Source organism: Nonomuraea sp. NPDC049421, from assembly GCF_040677005.1.
Taxonomy (GTDB): Bacteria; Actinomycetota; Actinomycetes; order Streptosporangiales; family Streptosporangiaceae; genus Nonomuraea; species Nonomuraea salmonea.
Genome location: NZ_JBFAQA010000001.1, coordinates 449,762 through 467,291 on the forward strand (window position 1 = coordinate 449,762; position 17,530 = coordinate 467,291).

A 17,530-nucleotide genomic window follows, 5' to 3' on the forward strand; every position below is an offset into this window, starting at 1 on the left:
CGGCGGTTTGTGCACTAACGTGGTCGCCATGGCTGATCGGACCACTTCGAGCACCACGATCGGCGCCGGGCGCGCCGACGTCATGGCGGTCATCGCCGACTTCCCCAGCTACCCCCAATGGGCCGGCCAGGTCAAGAGCGCCGAGGTCCTGACCAGCGACGACGCCGGCCGGCCGAGCACCGTGCGGTTCACCCTCGACGCCGGGCCGATCAGCGACACCTACACGCTCGGCTACACCTGGCAGGGCGACGAGGGCGTGAGCTGGCAGGTCGTCGAGCCCGGCAAGATGGTCTCCGACCTGCGCGGAAGTTACCGGCTCTCCGAGTCGGGCAGTGGCACCGACGTGACGTACGAGCTGACGGTCGACCTCAGCGTCCCCATGATCGGCATGATCAGGCGCAAGGCCGAGAAGGTCATCGTGGACACCGCGCTCAAGGGCCTCAAGAAGCGCGTCGAAGGCCGCTGAGGTGCACCCGCGGGTTCTGCTCTTCACCGGCAAGGGCGGGGTGGGCAAGACGACGGCCGCTGCCGCGACGGCCACGCTGGCCGCCCGCCGCGGGCTGAAGACGCTGATCGTGTCCACCGACACGGCCCACTCGCTGGCCGACGCGCTCGCCGCCGAGCCCGGCGAGATCGCGCCCGGCCTGCACCTGCACCAGGTGGACACACAGAAGTCGATGGAACGCCACTGGGGCGAGCTGCGCGACTACGCGCGGGGCGTGCTGGCCGAGCTGGGCCTCGACGAGATCACCTCCGAGGAGATCACCGTCCTGCCGGGCGCGGAGGAGCTGATCGCCCTGCTGGAGCTGCGCCGCCACGCCCGCGACGGCTGCTGGGACGTCATCGTCGTCGACTGCGCGCCCACCGCCGAGACGCTGCGGCTGCTGGCGCTGCCCGAGGCGCTCGACTGGCACGTCAACCGGCTCATGCCGGTCGGGCGCCGGGTGCTGAAGCTGGTCTCGCCGTTCGTCCGCGGCGTGGCCCGCGTCAGCGCGCCGGGCGACGACGTCATGAACGCGGGCGAGCGCTTCCACCGCGGGCTGATGGAGGTGCGCGAGCTGCTCACCGGCGACCACGCCTCCGTGCGGCTCGTGCTCACGCCCGAGTCGGTCGTGCTGGCCGAGGCCAGGCGCACCCTCACCTCGCTCAGCCTGTACGGCTACCGCGTCGACGCCGTCATCGCCAACCGCGTCTTCCCGGGCGGCGACGGCTCCGACGCGTGGCGCGACGGATGGGTGAAGGCGCAGTCGAGGCTGCTGGCCGAGGCCGAGCAGTCCTTCGCGCCGCTGCCCGTCCACGTCGTGCCCTACCTGCCCGCCGAGCCCGTCGGCAAGGACGCGCTGGCCGAGGTGGGCGCCGCCATGTACGGCGACGCCGACCCGTTCGCCGCCCACTCCGTACGCCCGCCGCTGCGGATGAGCGCCGACGAGCTGGAGCTGGCCCTGCCCGGCGCCGACCGGGAGAACGTCGACCTGGCCCGCAAGGGTGACGAGCTGATCGTCACGGCGGGCCCGTACCGCAGGATCCTGGCCCTTCCCGCGGCGCTGGCCCGCAGGGAGATCAGCGGAGCGGCGCTGCGCGACGGTGTGCTTCGCGTCACGTGGTCCGCCGAGGGAGCGAATCCGCGACCTGATGAGTTGAATGGATGAGCGACCCCACGAGCTTGGAGGACCAGGATGAGCGACACCAGTGACAGGAACGGCAGAGACAACCATAGGGACACCGCGCGGGACACCGGACGGGAGACTGGGCGGGACACCGGGCGCGACACCGGGCGCGACACCTCAGGCCAGGCCGACAGGGACCCGATCGGCACGGTGGCCGACGAGGCGCGCAAGCTGTTCGAGTCGCTTCAGGGGCGGGCGACCCGCCAGGTCGGCAAGAGCGTGTTCGACTCCTTCACCGGCTCGCTGTCCGGAGCGGTCGGCGGTGGCCGTTCCCGCAGGGAGCGCGACGTGTGGGAGGAGGCCGTCTCCGAGCCCCACGACGAGTACATCTGCCGGGCCTGCCCGGTGTGCCGGGCGATCGCGGCGCAGCGCGAGTCGGGCGGCGACGTGACCGGCCACCTGGTGGCCGCCGGCGGTGAGCTGTTCGCCGCCTTCCGCGGCGCGCTCGACGCACTGAGCAAGCCCGCCTCCCGCGGACCCCGTGACCGGCGCGACACGCAGCGCGAGGACCGTGACAATCGCGACAATCGCGACAACGTTCAACACATAGATCTGGGATAGGGAGACACGCGGCAATGCTCACGATCGGTGTCGACATCGGCGGGACGAAGGTGGCCGCCGGTGTGGTCGACGACAACGGCGAGATCGTCGAACACACGCTGAGGCCCACCGCCGCAGACCGCCCCGACAAGGTGGCGGAGACGGTGGCCGACGTCGTTCGCGAGCTGTCCGAGGGCCGGGACGTCGAGGCGGTCGGGGTCGGCGCGGCCGGCTTCGTGGACGAGAGCCGTTCCGTCATCCGCTTCGCGCCCAACCTCGCCTGGCGCGAGGAGCCGCTGCAGAAGAAGATCAGCGGCCTCGTCGGCCTGCCGGTCGTCGTCGAGAACGACGCCAACGCCATGGCCTGGGGCGAGACCAGGTTCGGCGCGGGCAGGGGGCAGTCCCACGTCGTCTGCCTGACCCTCGGCACCGGCATCGGCGGCGGGCTCGTCTTCGACGGCGCCCTCTACCGCGGCCGCTGGGGCATGGGCGCCGAGCTGGGCCACATGCAGGTGCAGCCGGGCGGGCGCGAGTGCGGCTGCGGCAACATCGGCTGCTGGGAGCAGTACGCCAGCGGCCAGGCCCTGGTCAAGGAGGCCAGAGAGCTGGCCGACGCGCAGCCGGAGCGGGCCGCCACGCTGCTCGGGCTGGCCGGCGGCAAGATCGAGGGCGAAGAGGTCACCGAGGCCGCCAGGCTCGGCGACGAGGTCTCCCTGGCCGCCTTCGCCAACCTGGCCGACTGGCTCGGGCAGGGCATGGCCGACCTCGCCTCCATCCTCGACCCCGGCTGCTTCATCGTCGGCGGCGGCGTGTCCCGCGCCGCCGACCTGTTCATCGACCGCGCCAGGGAGGCGTTCGCCGAACGGCTCACCGGCCGCGGCCACCGGCCTCTGGCCGAGATCCGCCTGGCCGAGCTGGGCGCCTCGGCCGGCGTCGTGGGCGCCGCCGACCTCGCCCGCCGCCGCTAGGCCCCTGCCGCCGGTGGCGACCTCCCCAGCCGGTGCCGGGGCCTGGCGGCTCGTGGCCGCCTGGCCGGCCGGCCGGGCCCGGCCATCCGTGATGCCAGAACCCGGCGGCGCCGAAGGCGGCGACTTGTGACGCTTCCTGTGCACGTCCGGGTCGGGACGTACAACCTGCATGGGATGCGGGCCGGGCTCGCCGCGCTCGCGCCGGTCGTCGTCGCGCTGCGCGCCGACGTGCTGTGCGTGCAGGAGGTGCCGAGGTTCGTGCGGTGGCGGGCCAGAAGGGGCGCGCTGGCCGCCTCGGCGGGGCTCGCCGTCGCCACCCATGGCAGGGTGGGCGGCGTCGCCGTGCTCACCGGGCCGCGCATGCGCGTGCTGCACGCCGAGCACCACGCGCTGCGCCCCTTCCGTGGCCTGGAGCGCCGCGCCCTCGCCCTGGCCGTCGTGGAGCCGGTCGGGGACGGGGGCCGGCTGGTGGTGGGGTCGTTCCACCTCGACCTGGACGAGGCGGCGCGGGCGTACCACGTCGAGGAGATCATCGCCCTCATGGAGGACGCCGCCGCACGGCACGACGCCTCCATCGTGCTCGGCGGCGATCTCAACGAGCAGGACCACCAGCCGGCCTGGCGCCACATGGCGGCGCGGCTGGCCGACTGCCACGCCGAGGCGCCGGCGGGCGGCGGCCCGACGTTCAGGTCACCGCGCCCGCGCCGGCGCATCGACGCGGTGTTCGCCGCCCGCGAGATCGCCGTCGTGTCGTGCGGAGTGCCGCTCACCGGCACCGATCAGGCGGGCGCGAGTGACCATTTCCCGGTCGTGGCGGAGTTGAGAGTTGGGCACTAACGGGCAAGACAGGCGCGTGAGCCCGTAGCATTTCCCTCATGACCCGTCGCTCTCAGCGGCGTGCGCTCTCTCTGATCTTGGCGACGTCCGTGGCCTTGACGCAGGTCACGCCCGCCGCGCATGCCGATCCCCGGCCCGCCGCCGAAGCGTGGCAGCAGTCGACCAGCGTGCGCCTCCAGGCCGACGGCTCGCTCTCCGACGTGCTCGCGATCACCGCCGACAACGTCTGGGCGGTGGGCCAGCAGGAGATCTGGGACGTCTGGAAGAACCGCGGCACGATCCGCCACTGGAACGGCAGCAGATGGGCCGAGATCGGCATCCGCGACGCCACGGCCGCGGGCAGCCTGCGCAGCCTGGCCGCCGCGTCGGCCTCCGACGTCTGGGCGGTCGGCGACGGGCACGACGGCCTGCCCTACCTCGCCCACGGCGACACGGCCGGGTTCGACCGGGTCAGGCCCCAGGGGCTGCGCGCCGGCGACTGGCTCGGCGGCATCGACGCCAAGCCGGGCCGCGTCGTGGCCGTCGGCAGCCGTGAGAAGAACGGGCTCATCCTCACCGGCCAGGGCAACACCTGGACGGTGCAGCAGACCAAGGAGAAGGGCGCCCTCTACGCGGTCTCCGGCGGCTTCGCGGTCGGCGACACCGGCACCAGGCCGCTGGTCGTCCACTACTCGGGCGGATCGTGGAAGTCGATGACGCTGCCCTCCGTCCCCGGCGGCTATCTGCGCGACATCCAGGTCGACAGCTCCAAGCGGGCGGTGGCCGTGGGCGGCGTCTACCGCGGCCCCGGCGACATCTCGCCGCTCGCGCTGGTCTGGAACGGCAAGCGCTGGAGCCGCCTGCGGCTGCCCGGCTCGTCCGAGGCCAGGCTCTACGGCGTCACCGGCGACGGCAAGGGCCGCTACTGGATGACCGGCTACGACCCGGCCCACGCCGCCGTGCCGTTCATGCTGCGCTGTGAGAAGGGCTCCTGCACGATCATCCGCGGCGCCACCCAGAAAGACCGCGACAGCGTACGCCTGCAGGCCGTCACCTACCTCGCGGGCAAGGGCACGGTGTGGGCGGTCGGCCACGCGGTCGACCCCGACGACCAGTACACCGACGTGGTGGAGTCGTTCGTGCCCAGGACCAGCACCCAGAAGTCCTAGCCCCGGGCCCGCACCCCTTCAGCGCTCAGAGGACGGCGCCGTCGTCCCAGCCCGAGTCGTTGGGCGGGCCGTCGCCCATGCGCACGACCAGCGCCACGAACCCGCCGATGAACGCCGCCACCGCCGTGAACAGCGCCCACCCCTCCATGTGCCAGCTCGCCATGGCCGCCACCAGGAGGTAGGCGGGACCGCCGAACAGCGCGACCCACGCCAGCTTGGTCGCCAGGTCGAGCTTGGGCAGCGGAGGCGGCGGCGGAGGCACGAAGTGGCCCTCCTCCTCCTCGTCCTCGGAGCCCTCGCCCGTGCTGTCGTCGGCGTCGCGCGGCGGGTCGTCGTCCTCGCCCGGCTCGCCCTCGGGCGGCTTGACCACCCGGCGGGTCGGCTCGGCGGGGAGGTTTTCGCTGTCCGGCCACGGCTGGTCGGCCGAATCGCGCTCGGCTGTGTCGTTGAAGGACGCGACGATCTGCCGCCAGACCTCGTCCTCGTCACTCTGGGGCGTCACCTAGATGGGCCTCTCCGCAGCGATCGCGACTTCCCCCTGGGTGCGATCAGTCCCTCTGCAAGGGTACCGAGGCATGTGTCCGGATGAAGTCGAGGCTCCCGGCAAAGATCCTGTCGGCATCGTTGTCCAGCGTCGCAACATGGTAGCTATCGGTAAGCTCCTCGATCGTGGCCTGCGGGACCTTCGCGCGGATGATCGCGACACTCGTCGGCTTCACCACGTGGTCCTCCGTGCTGTGGAAGACCAGCAGCGGTTGTGTCACCTTCGCCAGGTCGGCCTGCACCAGCGACCACAGGCCCGGCAGCGAGGCCGCCGCCTTGACCGGGGTGCGCGTGTAGGCCAGCTCCGTCACGCCGGGCTTCTTGACGTCGTTGGCGACGCCAGGCACGGACGCGACGAACCACTTGAGCAGCGGAGCCAGCCTCAGCAGCGGCACGTCGAGCGCGATCGAGGGGTTGACGACCATCACGCCCCTGATCGCCGCGCCGTGCACCTCGGCCAGTCGCAGCGCGAGGCAGCCGCCCAGCGACAGCCCCGCCACGAACACCTCCGCGCAACGGCCCTGGAGATCGGCGAACGCCTTCTCCACCTCGGCGTACCAGTCCTCCCAGCGGGTGCGGTTCATCTCCTGCCACCTGGTGCCGTGACCGGGCTGGCGGGGCAGCGAAACGCTGAGCCCGTGCCCGGCCAGGTGTTCGGCCCACGGCCGCAGCGACTGCGGCGTGCCGGTGAACCCGTGGCACAACAGCACGCCCACCGGGCCTGCATCATGGTGGTAGGGCTCCGCGCCTGGCATGAGCGGCATAACAGCTCCTCCGTGCTGTTTCATTCCGGCAATTTCTGCCGGAACGGCCCGATCGTCGCACGTTCTGGGGTAATTGTGCGAGAGGTGAGGTAGGAGCATGGCCCGCGAGGTGGGAAGATGACTCTGCCGATCTCGACGACGTGATCAGGGAAGAGGTGCCAGGTGTTCTACTGGGTGGTCAAGGCCATCTTGGGGCCGTTCCTCCACCTCGTGTTCCGGCCCTGGACCGAGGGCGCGGAAAACGTGCCCAAGCAGGGGGCCGCGATCCTCGCCGGCAACCACCTGTCCTTCGCCGACCACTTCTTCGGCCCGCTGCAGATCCGCCGCAAGGTCATCTCGCTCGGCAAGGCCGACTACTTCACCGGCCGCGGCGTCAAGGGCTTCTTCACCAGGCTGTTCTTCAGCGGCGTCGGCACCGTGCCCATCGACCGCTCGGGCGGCAAGGCCAGTGAGGCCGCGCTGCGCACCGGGCTGCGCATCCTGCGCGAGGGCAACATCCTCGGCATCTACCCCGAGGGCACCCGCTCGCCCGACGGCCGCCTCTACAAGGGCAAGACCGGCGTGGCGCGGCTCGCGCTGGAGTCGCGGGTGCCGGTGATCCCGTGGGCGATGATCAACACGTACGAGATGATGCCGCCCGGGCGCCCGCTGCCCAAGCTGGGCATCCGTCCGGGCGTGAAGTTCGGCAAGCCGCTCGACTTCTCCCGCTACTACGGGATGGAGGACGACCGGCTGGTGCTGCGCGCGGTGACCGACGAGATCATGTACGCGCTCATGGAGCTGTCGGGCCAGGAATACGTCGACAAATACGCCGCGAGCGCCCGCGTCGAGATGGAGCGCGCGGCCCGCGCGGCGGCCGCCAAGAGCTGAGGGCCAGAGCTGAAGGCCAGAGCCTTGAGGGCCGGAGCTGAGGGCCGGAGCTGAGGGGGCCGTTCACGCGGAGGAGCGTAAGGCCTCCTCCGCCCTGCGCATGGCGCTCGTCATCGCCTGCAGCTCCTCCCTGCTGAGCCGGTCGATGAGGTACGCCCGCACCACCTCCAGGTGACCGGGCGCCACCCGCTCCAGGCAGCGCACGCCCGCCTCGGTGAGCACGGCCAGCACGCCCCTGTCGTCCGACGGGCAGGTCTCCCGCCCGACCAGCCCCGCCTTCTCCAGCTGGGTCACCTGGTACGTCAGCGCGCTCTTCGACACCACCACCCCCCTGGCCAGCTCGGTCATGCGCAGCCTGCGGCCGGGGGCGGCGGAGAGCCGCACGAGGATCTCGTACTGCGGGTGGGTGAGCCCGGCAGAGGCTTTGAGCTGCTCTTCGATGCGCCGCTCAAGCAGGTGGGAGGTGGCCAGGAAGGCACGCCATGCGGCCATCTCCGTCGAGTCCAGCCATCGGGGGTCCGTCACCGACTCAGTGTACTGTCGTTCGAATTTGAACCATCACTGCTAGAGTTGTCGTTCAAATCCGAACATCAAGAAGGAGCACGCATGGTGGATCAGGGGCGCCCCGTCGTCCTGCTGCTCGCCAGGGTCGCCGTCGGGGTGATCTTCCTGGTGCACGGCTATCAGAAGTTCGCGACCATGGGCATCGAGGGCACGACCAAGTTCTTCGAGTCGGTGGGCATCCCGCTGGCCGGCCTCGCCGCGCCCGCCGTGGCCGCGCTGGAGGTGCTCGGCGGGCTCGCGCTGATCCTCGGCGTCGCGCTGCCCGTCGCCGGGTCGCTGCTGGCCCTCGACATGCTCGGCGCCATCGTCTTCGTGCACGGCGCCAACGGGCTGGCCGGCGAGGGCGGCTACGAGTTCGTGCTGGCCCTGGCCGCGGCCAGCCTGGCGGTCGGCTTCACCGGCGGGGGAGCCTTCGCCCTCGACAACGTGCTCCTGCGCCGCCGCCGCACCGCCCCCGCGGTCGCCTGACCGGCTGAAGAACCCGGCGCCGCGTCACCCGAGACCGGGGAACGCGGCGCCGACGGAGTCCCTCACCTGTGTCCTCACCTGGGCCCGCAGCCAGGCGTGCGCTGGTGGCTCAGGACAGGTGGGCGCGGATCTGCCTGACGTAGTCCGGCGTCGTGCGGCAGCAGCCGCCGATCAGGGACGCGCCCGCCTGCTGCCACTCCTTGGCCGCCTGGCCGAACTCCACCGGGTCGGCCAGGCCCGCCCAGCGGCGGAGCCCGGCGTCCCACGTCTCGCCCGAGTTCGGGTAGACGACCACGGGCAGCCCGCCCGACAGGCAGCCGATCAGGCCGGGGATGTGGCGCGGCGCCGTGCAGTTCGCGCCCACGGCCACCACCTGCGGGTTGCCGCCGAACACGGCCGCCGCCCGCGCGATGGGCGTGCCGTCGTTGAGCCGCTCGCCGTCGCGGCACGAGAAGGCCACCCACGCCTTCACCTCGGGCGTGCCGGCCAGCAGCCGGGCCAGCGCCCGCGCCTCCGGATAGGACGGAATGGTCTCGCAGGCCAGCAGGTCGGCCCCGGCCGCCGCGAGGATCTCCCAGCGGGGGCGGTGCCAGGCGTACAGGCCGTCCTCGTCGAGGTCGTAGTCGCCGGTGTACTCGGCGCCGTTGGCCAGATAGGCGCCGTACGGGCCCACCGAGGCCGCCACGAGCCCGCGCCCGTGCTCGTCGCGGGCCTGCGCCGCCAGCTTCACCGACAGCCGCAGCAGCCGCTCCGCCTCGCCGGCGCCGAGCCCGCGCCGCTCGAACCCCGGCAGCGTCGCCTGGTAGCTGGCCGTGGTCGCCACGTCGGCGCCCGCCGCGAAGTAGCACGCGTGCGCGTGCCTGATCAGCTCGGGCTCCTCCAGCAGCAGCCGAGCCGACCACAACTCGTCGCGCAGGTCGGCGCCGAGGCTCTCGAGCTGGGTCGCCAGCCCTCCGTCCAGGACAAGTGTCGTCACCCGTTCAGCGTACGCAGCCGTGGCCCATGCCCGTCGCGACGGGCATAGGCCACGGCGTCCGTCAGGTGCGCTTCCAGAAGGGGCCGCGCCGGCCTCCGTCGCCGGGGACGCCCGGGGTGCCCGGAGTCCCGGGGTCGCCCGCCGGCCTCGGGTCGATCGCCGAGCGTGGGTCTCCCGCCGGAGGCGGGGGAGTGGGGCCGGTCAGGGCCGTGAGGACCTCGACGGCGCGGGCGTGCAGGGCGTGGGTGTCCGCGCCGGGACGCTCGGCCGCCGCCAGCTCGGCCGCCAGGCGTTCCAGTTGCTCGTTCCCCCCGAGGTACGCCGCCAGCGCCGCCAGCCGGGTGCCCAGGTCGGCCAGGTAGAGCAGGTCGGGCGCGGGCAGGGCCCTCAGGCGGTCGAGTTCGGCCGCGAGCTGGGGACGTACCGACTCCAGACGCCCGCCGGCCGCCCGGCCGCGACCCCGGCGCGGCCCGCCGGGAGCCATCGGCATGGGCGCCGGCGAGGGAGGCAGGGCGCCGCCGTCCTGCGGCCCTCCGGCGAGGAAGCCCCGCTCCATCTCCATTCCGCCCGCGCTGCTCAGCCCGGGCTGCGGCGTCCGCATCCTGGCCGGGCTCGCCGGCGCGGCGGCGAGCATGACGTTCGCCCCGAAGGCGCCCATCCCGGGCGACTGTGGCGGCTCCCACCCGCTCGGCGGCTCGACCGGCTGGATGACGCGGTGCCGCGGCCCTTCGCCGGCGACCTGCCGGGTGTCCACCGCCACGTACGCGGTGAACCGGCAGAGCACGCCGTACTCCAGCGAGGTGCGCACGATGCGCTCCTCCAGGTCGTGCTCGCCCATGGCGTACCGGTCCTCCAGCTCGCGCAGGTGAGCGCGGGCCCACACGGCCCTGATGGCCGGATTGTCCACCGCGACGCCGTCCACGCGCTCCTCCCACTGCCCCTGCGCGGTCAGCCCCCGCACGGTCACCGACGAGCCCTCGCGACAGCGCCCGTACGCGCGCAGCGGCACCCCCGGGAAGATCGACCCCAGGTGGGTGACGGTCTCCGGCTCGACCTCCAGGCCCTTGAGCGCCAGGTCGGTGACCAGGGGAGCGCCGATCCTGCGGTGGATGTGCTCCATGGCCGTGTCCAGCCGGTCCTCTGACTCGACCAGCTCGCACCGGCCCGCGCCGAGCCCCGCGAGACGGCCGAGGAACCCGGCGTTCACCGCCCTGTCGATGCCCACCGCGTGCACCCGCATGGCCGACAGCGCGCCGCCCGCCTGCTCCAGGATCTGGTCCTCGTTGCCGACCTGCCCGTCGGTGACGAGCACGACGACCCGCTCGCGGCCCTCCGTACGGCCGTCGAGCAGCGCGACGGCCCGCCGCAGCGGCTCCAGCAGCTCGGTGCCGCCCCGGGCGTCCACCCTCGCGAGGTGCTCGACCGCGCGGTAACGGTTGCGGTCGGACGCTTCTGCCAGCCCCTCGAACGCCTCCTCCACCACTGAATCGAACGTCAGCACCGCGAACCTGTCGTGCGAGGTCAGCGTGTCGACGATGCGCGCGGCGGCCCGGCGGGCGCAGACCATCTTCCAGCCGCCCATGCTGCCCGAGCGGTCGAGCAGCAGCACCAGGTCGCGCGGCGTGCGGGCGCCCTCCAGCGGCGGCGGCAGCACGGTCAGCGCGAACGTGCCCCGCCCGTCCAGTTGCAGGGCGGTGGACGCCGCGAACGTCAGCCGCAGCACGAAGTCGCGGTCCAGCCGCTCGCCTGGGCGCAGGCGTACCGTGCCGCCCTCCTCCTCGACCACGTGCAGGCTGGAGGCGAGCTCGCGCAGCTCCAGCCCGGCCGCGTCCACCGTGGCCGTCAGCGACAGGCGTACGGGGTGGGGGAAGCCGGGCAGCAGCACCGGCGGGCTGATCCTGGAGGCGTCGGGCACGGCGTCGGTGTCGGGCGCCACGCCGTCACCGGCCGGCGGGCCGTCGATCGGGCGGCCGGGGATGTAGCGCGGCGCCACGACCAGCGGGAACCTGAACGTGGCGGCGCCGTCCTCGTACGGCAGCGGCTGGCTCATGCTCAGGCGTACCGAGACGCGCTCCCCGGGCAGGATGTTGCCCACCCTGATCGTGAACACGTCGGGCCGGTCCTCCTCGGCGATCGCCGCCCGCCTGCCCTCGCGCAGCGCCTGGTCGTAGTCGGCCCTGGCCTGGCCGCGCTCCTTGAGCACGCCCTCCACGACCCGGTCGTCGGCCTCCATGCGGAAGCCGGTCACCGCCGCCCTGTCGGGCAGCGGGAAGACGTACGTGGCCTCCAGCGTCACGTCGTACGGGTTCGTGAACCCCTGCGTGACCTCGACCCCGGCGATCAGGCCCGAGATGGCGGCGGTCACGTCCACGCTCTCCAGCGGCAGGTTGCCGCGCTCGGTCAGCAGCGCGCCGAACCCGGCGTCCGGCACCGGCAGGCACCGCGCGGGCTCCAGCGAAGTGATCTTCATGTCAGCTTCCTCTCTTCGAGCACCGCGAGCAGCGGCCCGGCCGCCGCCAGCACCGCCTGAACGTCCTCATCCGACAGCGCCCGCCTCCCGTCGAGCACCAACCGCACCCCATCGCCCAGCCTGACCCCCGTGACGGCCCCGGCCGCCTCTTGGGCACGGGCGGCGACGTGACGCAACGGCTCCTCCGGTGGGCTACCCGGCCGCTCAGCCCAGAAGCGCGCCCGCTCCCCGCCCCCTGCGGCGGCCGGGGCGGGGCCGGGGCGGGGGAGTGCCCCGTTCAGGCCGGACGCCTGCTCCAGGGTGTGGTCGGTGGCGCCGGTCAGGGTGGTCTGGATCTCGGCGATCGAGTGGCCGGCGGCCTGCATGCGTTTGACGGCCACGAGCTGCAGGAGGTGGCGGCGGCCGTAGCGGGCGATCCTGCCGCGCCGGGTGAGCGGCGGGTCGAGCAGCCCGATCGTCGTGTACCACCTGATCAGCCGCTCCCCGGGCACGTCACGGACCCGTCCGTTCGCGGAGTGTCCGGCGGCCGCCGCGCCGTCGCGCAGCGCGCGGGCCGCGTGCTCGGCCAGCTCGCCGATCGTCCAGGTCTCGCTCATATCTCCACAATGACACTGTCATTGTTACAGTGTCAACGTGCTCGTGTGGCGGAAGAACGGCAGGCCGAAAACCGTTCTAAATGTGTAAAAGCCGACCGACGGGGAGGAAAGTACGCATGGCTACAATCACCGGACCACTCACGGGCGACGCCAAGAACACCGTCGTCGAGGCCCTGCAGGGCGCCCTGGTCGATCTCATCGATCTGTCCCTGGTCGCCAAGCAGTCGCACTGGAACCTCATCGGCTCCCACTTCCGCCCCATCCATCTGCAGCTCGACGAGGTCACCGACCTCGCCAGGACCCACATGGACACCATCGCCGAGCGCATGGTGGCCCTGGGCGCCAACCCGGACGGCCGCGCCGCGACCGTCTCCCGCGAGACCAAGCTCCAGCAGCCGGACGGCGGCTGGCTGGAGGACGGCAAGGTCGTGGCGACCATGACCGACATCCTGGGCGGCATCAGCAAGCGCATGTACGAGCGCATCGCCGCCACCGAGGAGGCCGACCCGGTCAGCCAGGACCTGCTCATCGCCGTGGCGCAGGAAGTCGACAAGCAGCACTGGATGTTCCAGGCACAGCGCTGATCCGAAGGCGCGCGCGACGAAGGAGAGCCCGGGCGTACGGCCCGGGCTTTCGTGTGCCCGGGCCGTTGCCCGGTCCGCCGCCCGAGCCGTTGCCCGGTCCGCCGCCCGAGCCGTTGCCCGGGCCGCCGCCCGGGCCGTTGTCCGGGCCGTCCCACGCGCACCGGTGGCGAGGTTTGCGCAGAGTTTGGTTTCGCGAGTCCTTGTCATTCATGTCGGTGCGGTCGACTAGCGTGGCACCTAGAGGGAGGCCCCACGATGTCGCACAAGACTCTCCTCCGCACGGGCCCGCTCTTGCCGGGCGGCATCAGCCCGTACGGTCCGCTCGGACTTCCGGGCCCCGACGGCCTGGCGCTGCCCCCTGGGTTCACCGGCCGGGCGGTGGCCCGCAGCGGTCACAAGGTCGCCGGCCTGACCTGGCACGCGGCCCCCGACGGCGGCGCCTGTTTCCCCGACGGCGCCGGCTGGATCTACGTCTCCAACTCCGAGCTGCCCCTGCTCGGCGGCGCGTCGGCGCTGCGGTTCAGGGCCGACGGCAGCATCGGCGACGCCTACCGCATCCTGTCGGGCACCGACCTCAACTGCGCGGGCGGCGCCACGCCGTGGCACACGTGGCTGTCGTGCGAGCTCGGCCACCGCGGCCGCGTCTTCGAATGCGACCCCTACGGCGCCCGCGCCGCGCGTCCCCGGCTGGCGATGGGCCGCTTCAAGCACGAGGCCGCCGCCTGCGACCCGGAGCGGCGGGTCATCTACATGACCGAGGACGAGCCCGACGGCTGCTTCTACCGGTTCAGGCCGGGCGACTGGGGCGACCTGACGGAGGGCACGCTCGAGGTGCTGTGCTCGTCGGGCCGCTGGCAGGCGGTGCCGTCGCCGGCCGCCCTGCTCAAGGAGGCCCGCCACCAGGTCGAGGACGCCCGCCACTTCGACGGCGGCGACGGTTGCCACTACGCCGGCGGGGTGTGTTATTTCACGACGAAGGGCGACACCGGGCTGTGGGCGTACGACGCGCAGACCGCCACGCTCGACCGGCTGTGCGAGGGCGTGCGGGCCATCACCGCCGCGCCCTCCGGTGACCTCTACGTCGCCAGAGAGCGCGCCGAGATCGACGTGATCGCGCCCGACCGGGCGGTCACCCCGTTCCTGCGCCTGGAGGGCCACCACGGGGCCGAGCTGACCGGGCTCGCGTTCTCGCCCAGCGGAGAGCGCCTCTACTTCTCGGCCAGGCGCGGCCGCACCGAGGGCCACACCTTCGAGGTGACGGGCCCCTTCCGTCCCTGAGCGCTCAGGCGGGGCGGCCGTCCAGGTCGAGGGTCCACATCTCCTCGACCAGTTCGACCCCGTTCTCCGAGCCCTTCTCCGCCGACTCCAGCTCGAACCCGGCCGCCCGGTAGATGCGCCGCGCGCTGGTCAGGCAGTCGCGGGTCCACAGCGTGACGCGCCGGTAGCCCTCGTTGCGGGCGTGCCGTACGCACTCCTCCACCAGCCGCCGCCCGATGCCGAGACCACGCGCGGACGGCTCGACCAGCAGCAGCCGCAGCTTCGCCGTCTCGTCGTCCTGCCGCATGCAGAAGACGCAGCCGGCCCGCTCGCCGTTCACCTCGGCGATCCACCCGGCGTCGCGGGCGGGGTCGAAGCCGGCCACGATGCCGGCGACGAGCTGCTCGAACGCCGTGCCCCAGCCGTACTCGGCGCTGTAGAGCACGCCGTGCCGGTAGGCGACCCAGCCGAGGTCGCCGGTGCGCGGGGGCCTGATCACGTACGAGCGGGGCTCGCGCGCCCCGTCGAGCACCTGCCTGATCGCCGCCATGCCGCCGACCAGCCGGGCCTGGTCCTCCTCGGCCAGCTCGCCGAGCAGCTGCGCGATCTCCTCGCCCGAACGCCGGTCGAGTGCCGTGAAGACCTCGGCCCCGCCGGGGGTGAGCCGGACGAGCTGCTTGCGCGCGTCGAAGGCCGAGCGCTCGCGCTCCACGAGCCCGTCGTTCTCGAAGCGGGTCAGGATGCGGCTGAGATAGCCGGCGTCGAGGCCGAGCAGGCCGCGCAGCTCCCCGGTCTCGACCCGGTCGGTCTGCGCCAGCTCGAACAGCACGCGTGCCTCGGTCAGCGAGTACGGCGAGTCGTGCATACCCGCCTGGAGCACGCCGATCACTTTCGTATAGAACCGGTTGAAGGCCCTGATCTCAGCAACCCTTGCTTCTGTCAACGAACTCATTGCTTCAGTCAACCATAGGAGGATCCCCGCTGTGAAGCACCTGCGCATAGGCGGATACGGCCCGGGCGTCGTCACGATCGATGACGGAAAGGAGCACGGCCTCGCGCGGGTGACGGCGCCGTCCTTCCTCGCCGCCCACCCCACGCTCCCGGTGCTGTACGCCGTGGGCGAGCTCGAACGCGGCTGGCTCACCGCCTTCGAGGCCACCAGCGAGCTGACCCCCTTCGACGAGCGCCCGAGCGAGGGCCACAGCCCCTGCCACGTCGCCGTCGACCCGACCGGCACGCTGCTCGCGGCGGCCAACTACGGCGACGGCACGGCGGTCGTGTACCACCTGGACGAGCGCGGCGCGTTCACGGGCGAGCCGCTCGTGCTGCGCAACGAGGGCTCGGGGCCCGACGCGGAGCGCCAGGAGGGCCCGCACGCCCACCAGTGCGTCTTCCACGACGGCCTGCTGCACGTCTCCGACCTCGGCACCGACGAGATCCGCCGCTACCGTCCCGACGGCACCCGGCTGGAGTCGATCACGCTGAGCCCCGGCACGGGCCCGCGTCACTTCGCGTTCGCCGGCGACCGCCTCTACGTCGCCGGCGAGCTCGACGGCACCGTCACGCTCATCGACGGCGAGCGCCGCACCAGCGTGCCCGCCTCCCGGCAGGAGGGGGCCAACTCGCCCTCCCACCTCCAGCTCGACGGCGACTTCGTCTACGTCGCCAACCGCGGCCCCAACACCGTCTCCGTGCTGCGCGCCGGCGACCTGTCGCACGTGGCCGAGGTGCCGACCGGCGGCGACTGGCCCCGGCACTTCGCCATCGACGGCGAGCACATGTACGTGGCCAACCAGTACGCGAACACGGTCACCCGCTTCACCCTGCGCGACGGGGTGCCCGCGCCGGACGGGGAGGCGTACGAGGTGGACAGCCCGGCCTGCGTCCTGGTCATGTAAGGACTTCACCAAGTCACGGCCGGAGGAGGCGCGCCACGCCGACCATGGGCGCGTGCGCAAGGTGCTGCTCGTCGTCCTCCTGCTCGTCGCCGGTTGCGGCGAGCCTCCTCCCGCCGCGCCGCGACCCGTCGCGCCGCCCGCTCCCGTCGTGGGGGCGGACGTGCAGGAGTCCTGGCGGATCCACAAGCTCGGCGCCGAGCACGAGATCGAGGGGTACGCCGACCGGGTGAGCGTGCTGCCGGGCGAGCGGCTGCGGCTGCACGTCTCCACGACCGCGCCGCGCTTCACCGCCCGCGCCTTCCGCATGGGCGCCAACCCGGCGAAGGTGTGGGAGTCCGACCCGGTCGAGGGGGTGCGCCAGACGCCCGCCGAGGTCGTGGACGGCACCGTCACCGCCGCCCACTGGACGCCGTCGCTGACCGTGGACACCGACGGCTGGCCAGAAGGCTCGTACCTCATCAGGCTCGACGCCTCCACCGGCGCCCAGCGCTACGTGCCCGTCACCGTGCGCTCGGCCTCCACCGCGGGGCGCGTCGTCCTGGTGAACGCGGTCACCACCTGGCAGGCGTACAACCTGTGGGGCGGGCGCAGCCTCTACCAGGGCCCCGGCGGGTACGCCGACCGCTCGCGCGCCGTCACCTTCGACCGGCCGTACGACCGCGGCGGCGCCCGCCTCTTCCTCGACTTCGAGAGTGAGGCGCTGGCGGTGGCCGAGCAGAGCGGCGTGCCGCTGGCGTACCTGACGAACCTCGACCTCGTCCCCGGCGCGCTCGACGGCGCCCGCGCGGTGATCTCGCTCGGCCACGACGAGTACTGGTCGCCCGGCATGCGCCAGGTCGTCACCCGGGCCAGGGACGGCGGCACCAACCTCGCCTTCCTCGGCGCGAACGCCGTCTACTGGCGCATCGCCGTGCACGGCAGGACGGTCGCCTGCGACAAGGAGCGCGACTGCCGGCTCTGGCGCGACACTCGGCCGGAGAGCGCGCTGGTGGGGCAGATGTACGACTGCTTCCCCGCCGAGGGCGTCTACCGGGTCAGCAGGCCCGACCACTGGATCTTCGCCGGGACCAAGGGGCGCAGCTTCCCCGGGCTCGTCGGCGTGGAGACCGACCGGGTCTCGCGCGGCTCGCCCGACGGGGTGCAGGTGCTGGCCGAGTCGCCGTTCTCGTGCGGCGGGCGGCGCAGCGTCACGCACAGCACGTACTACACGGCGCCCAGCGGGGCAGGGGTGTTCGCGTCGGGCACGATGCGGTGGGTGTGCGGGCTGCGCGGCAAGCGCTGCGGTCACGGCGTCACCGACTCCGCCGCCGCCTTCACCCGCCGCGCCACCCTGAACCTCCTCACCCGCTTCGCCCAGGGCCCCGCCGGCAAACCCTGACC

19 protein-coding genes are annotated in these 17,530 nt (G+C 72.8%); 12 read left to right on the forward strand and 7 right to left on the reverse strand.

The window, feature by feature from the left end; genetic code table 11:
* The first annotated feature begins 28 nt into the window (after window positions 1-28).
* The 6 genes from AB0K18_RS02055 to AB0K18_RS02080 all read left to right on the forward strand — a co-directional run bounded on the left by AB0K18_RS02055 (window position 29) and on the right by AB0K18_RS02080 (window position 5,160).
* The gene (locus tag AB0K18_RS02055) at window positions 29-466 is read left to right on the forward strand and encodes an SRPBCC family protein (RefSeq protein ID WP_364908516.1); all 438 of its coding nucleotides are present in this window, start codon (window positions 29-31) and stop codon (window positions 464-466) included.
* 1 nt (window position 467) lies between these two features.
* Entirely contained in the window at window positions 468-1,649 is a 1,182-nt protein-coding gene (locus AB0K18_RS02060) for an ArsA family ATPase (RefSeq protein WP_364908519.1), read from the forward strand.
* A gap of 27 nt (window positions 1,650-1,676) precedes the next feature.
* Window positions 1,677-2,228: a DUF5304 family protein gene (locus tag AB0K18_RS02065; RefSeq protein ID WP_364908522.1), complete on the forward strand. Its 552-nt coding sequence runs from the start codon at window positions 1,677-1,679 to the stop codon at window positions 2,226-2,228.
* 14 nt (window positions 2,229-2,242) lie between these two features.
* Complete coding sequence (locus tag AB0K18_RS02070; RefSeq protein WP_364908524.1) at window positions 2,243-3,175, forward strand: ROK family glucokinase; 933 nt, start codon at window positions 2,243-2,245, stop codon at window positions 3,173-3,175.
* 126 nt (window positions 3,176-3,301) lie between these two features.
* On the forward strand, window positions 3,302-4,012 hold the full coding sequence (locus AB0K18_RS02075) for an endonuclease/exonuclease/phosphatase family protein (protein WP_364908527.1): 711 nt from the start codon (window positions 3,302-3,304) through the stop codon (window positions 4,010-4,012).
* Window positions 4,013-4,050: 38 nt separating this feature from the next.
* On the forward strand, window positions 4,051-5,160 hold the full coding sequence (locus tag AB0K18_RS02080; protein WP_364908530.1) for a hypothetical protein: 1,110 nt from the start codon (window positions 4,051-4,053) through the stop codon (window positions 5,158-5,160).
* A gap of 25 nt (window positions 5,161-5,185) precedes the next feature.
* Here AB0K18_RS02080 and AB0K18_RS02085 read toward each other — a convergent pair whose 3' ends face one another.
* A complete protein-coding gene (locus AB0K18_RS02085; protein ID WP_364908532.1) occupies window positions 5,186-5,662 on the reverse strand; it encodes a hypothetical protein in 477 nt (158 codons plus the stop codon).
* Between the two features lie 46 nt (window positions 5,663-5,708).
* Window positions 5,709-6,467, reverse strand: a complete 759-nt coding sequence (locus AB0K18_RS02090; protein ID WP_364908534.1) for an alpha/beta fold hydrolase — start codon at window positions 6,465-6,467, stop codon at window positions 5,709-5,711.
* Window positions 6,468-6,629: 162 nt separating this feature from the next.
* Between AB0K18_RS02090 and AB0K18_RS02095 the strand changes: the two genes are divergently transcribed.
* Window positions 6,630-7,337 (forward strand): lysophospholipid acyltransferase family protein, encoded by a 708-nt coding sequence (locus AB0K18_RS02095; protein ID WP_364908537.1) that lies wholly within the window; start codon window positions 6,630-6,632, stop codon window positions 7,335-7,337.
* Between the two features lie 63 nt (window positions 7,338-7,400).
* Here the strand turns inward: AB0K18_RS02095 and AB0K18_RS02100 are convergent, their stop codons facing one another.
* Complete coding sequence (locus tag AB0K18_RS02100) at window positions 7,401-7,862, reverse strand: MarR family transcriptional regulator (protein WP_364908538.1); 462 nt, start codon at window positions 7,860-7,862, stop codon at window positions 7,401-7,403.
* 81 nt (window positions 7,863-7,943) lie between these two features.
* On the opposite strand from AB0K18_RS02100, the gene AB0K18_RS02105 reads away from it, so the two are divergent.
* Window positions 7,944-8,369 (forward strand): DoxX family protein, encoded by a 426-nt coding sequence (locus AB0K18_RS02105; RefSeq protein ID WP_364908540.1) that lies wholly within the window; start codon window positions 7,944-7,946, stop codon window positions 8,367-8,369.
* Window positions 8,370-8,478: 109 nt separating this feature from the next.
* Here AB0K18_RS02105 and mmuM read toward each other — a convergent pair whose 3' ends face one another.
* From mmuM to AB0K18_RS02120, 3 genes are all read right to left on the reverse strand, one after another.
* On the reverse strand, window positions 8,479-9,345 hold the full coding sequence (gene mmuM, locus AB0K18_RS02110) for a homocysteine S-methyltransferase (protein ID WP_364908543.1): 867 nt from the start codon (window positions 9,343-9,345) through the stop codon (window positions 8,479-8,481).
* Between the two features lie 61 nt (window positions 9,346-9,406).
* Window positions 9,407-11,815, reverse strand: coding sequence for a VIT domain-containing protein (locus AB0K18_RS02115; protein WP_364908546.1), 2,409 nt, complete (start codon window positions 11,813-11,815; stop codon window positions 9,407-9,409).
* The gene (locus tag AB0K18_RS02120; RefSeq protein ID WP_364908549.1) at window positions 11,812-12,411 is read right to left on the reverse strand and encodes a MerR family transcriptional regulator; all 600 of its coding nucleotides are present in this window, start codon (window positions 12,409-12,411) and stop codon (window positions 11,812-11,814) included. Before AB0K18_RS02120 ends, AB0K18_RS02115 begins: the two co-directional genes overlap by 4 nt.
* A 116-nt stretch (window positions 12,412-12,527) precedes the next feature.
* On the opposite strand from AB0K18_RS02120, the gene AB0K18_RS02125 reads away from it, so the two are divergent.
* Together AB0K18_RS02125 and AB0K18_RS02130 are read left to right on the forward strand one after the other, a co-directional pair.
* Complete coding sequence (locus AB0K18_RS02125; protein WP_355429387.1) at window positions 12,528-12,995, forward strand: DNA starvation/stationary phase protection protein; 468 nt, start codon at window positions 12,528-12,530, stop codon at window positions 12,993-12,995.
* A gap of 255 nt (window positions 12,996-13,250) precedes the next feature.
* Complete coding sequence (locus AB0K18_RS02130) at window positions 13,251-14,273, forward strand: alkaline phosphatase PhoX (RefSeq protein WP_364908553.1); 1,023 nt, start codon at window positions 13,251-13,253, stop codon at window positions 14,271-14,273.
* Window positions 14,274-14,277: 4 nt separating this feature from the next.
* Here AB0K18_RS02130 and AB0K18_RS02135 read toward each other — a convergent pair whose 3' ends face one another.
* A complete protein-coding gene (locus tag AB0K18_RS02135) occupies window positions 14,278-15,132 on the reverse strand; it encodes a helix-turn-helix domain-containing GNAT family N-acetyltransferase (RefSeq protein ID WP_364908556.1) in 855 nt (284 codons plus the stop codon).
* A 103-nt stretch (window positions 15,133-15,235) separates the two neighbouring features.
* Between AB0K18_RS02135 and AB0K18_RS02140 the strand changes: the two genes are divergently transcribed.
* Together AB0K18_RS02140 and AB0K18_RS02145 are read left to right on the forward strand one after the other, a co-directional pair.
* Complete coding sequence (locus tag AB0K18_RS02140; protein WP_364908559.1) at window positions 15,236-16,150, forward strand: beta-propeller fold lactonase family protein; 915 nt, start codon at window positions 15,236-15,238, stop codon at window positions 16,148-16,150.
* 52 nt (window positions 16,151-16,202) lie between these two features.
* On the forward strand, window positions 16,203-17,528 hold the full coding sequence (locus AB0K18_RS02145; protein ID WP_364908561.1) for a N,N-dimethylformamidase beta subunit family domain-containing protein: 1,326 nt from the start codon (window positions 16,203-16,205) through the stop codon (window positions 17,526-17,528).
* The last annotated feature ends 2 nt before the right edge of the window (window positions 17,529-17,530 follow it).

Coding starts and splice junctions, on each gene's coding strand:
- AB0K18_RS02105 (WP_364908540.1), top strand. CDS start 7,944: ATGGTGGATCAGGGGCGCCCCGTCGTCCTGCTGCTCGCCAGGGTCGCC.
- AB0K18_RS02070 (WP_364908524.1), top strand. CDS start 2,243: ATGCTCACGATCGGTGTCGACATCGGCGGGACGAAGGTGGCCGCCGGT.
- AB0K18_RS02115 (WP_364908546.1), bottom strand. CDS start 11,815: ATGAAGATCACTTCGCTGGAGCCCGCGCGGTGCCTGCCGGTGCCGGAC.
- AB0K18_RS02080 (WP_364908530.1), top strand. CDS start 4,051: ATGACCCGTCGCTCTCAGCGGCGTGCGCTCTCTCTGATCTTGGCGACG.
- AB0K18_RS02130 (WP_364908553.1), top strand. CDS start 13,251: ATGTCGCACAAGACTCTCCTCCGCACGGGCCCGCTCTTGCCGGGCGGC.
- AB0K18_RS02125 (WP_355429387.1), top strand. CDS start 12,528: ATGGCTACAATCACCGGACCACTCACGGGCGACGCCAAGAACACCGTC.
- AB0K18_RS02065 (WP_364908522.1), top strand. CDS start 1,677: ATGAGCGACACCAGTGACAGGAACGGCAGAGACAACCATAGGGACACC.
- AB0K18_RS02055 (WP_364908516.1), top strand. CDS start 29: ATGGCTGATCGGACCACTTCGAGCACCACGATCGGCGCCGGGCGCGCC.
- AB0K18_RS02120 (WP_364908549.1), bottom strand. CDS start 12,411: ATGAGCGAGACCTGGACGATCGGCGAGCTGGCCGAGCACGCGGCCCGC.
- AB0K18_RS02090 (WP_364908534.1), bottom strand. CDS start 6,467: ATGCCGCTCATGCCAGGCGCGGAGCCCTACCACCATGATGCAGGCCCG.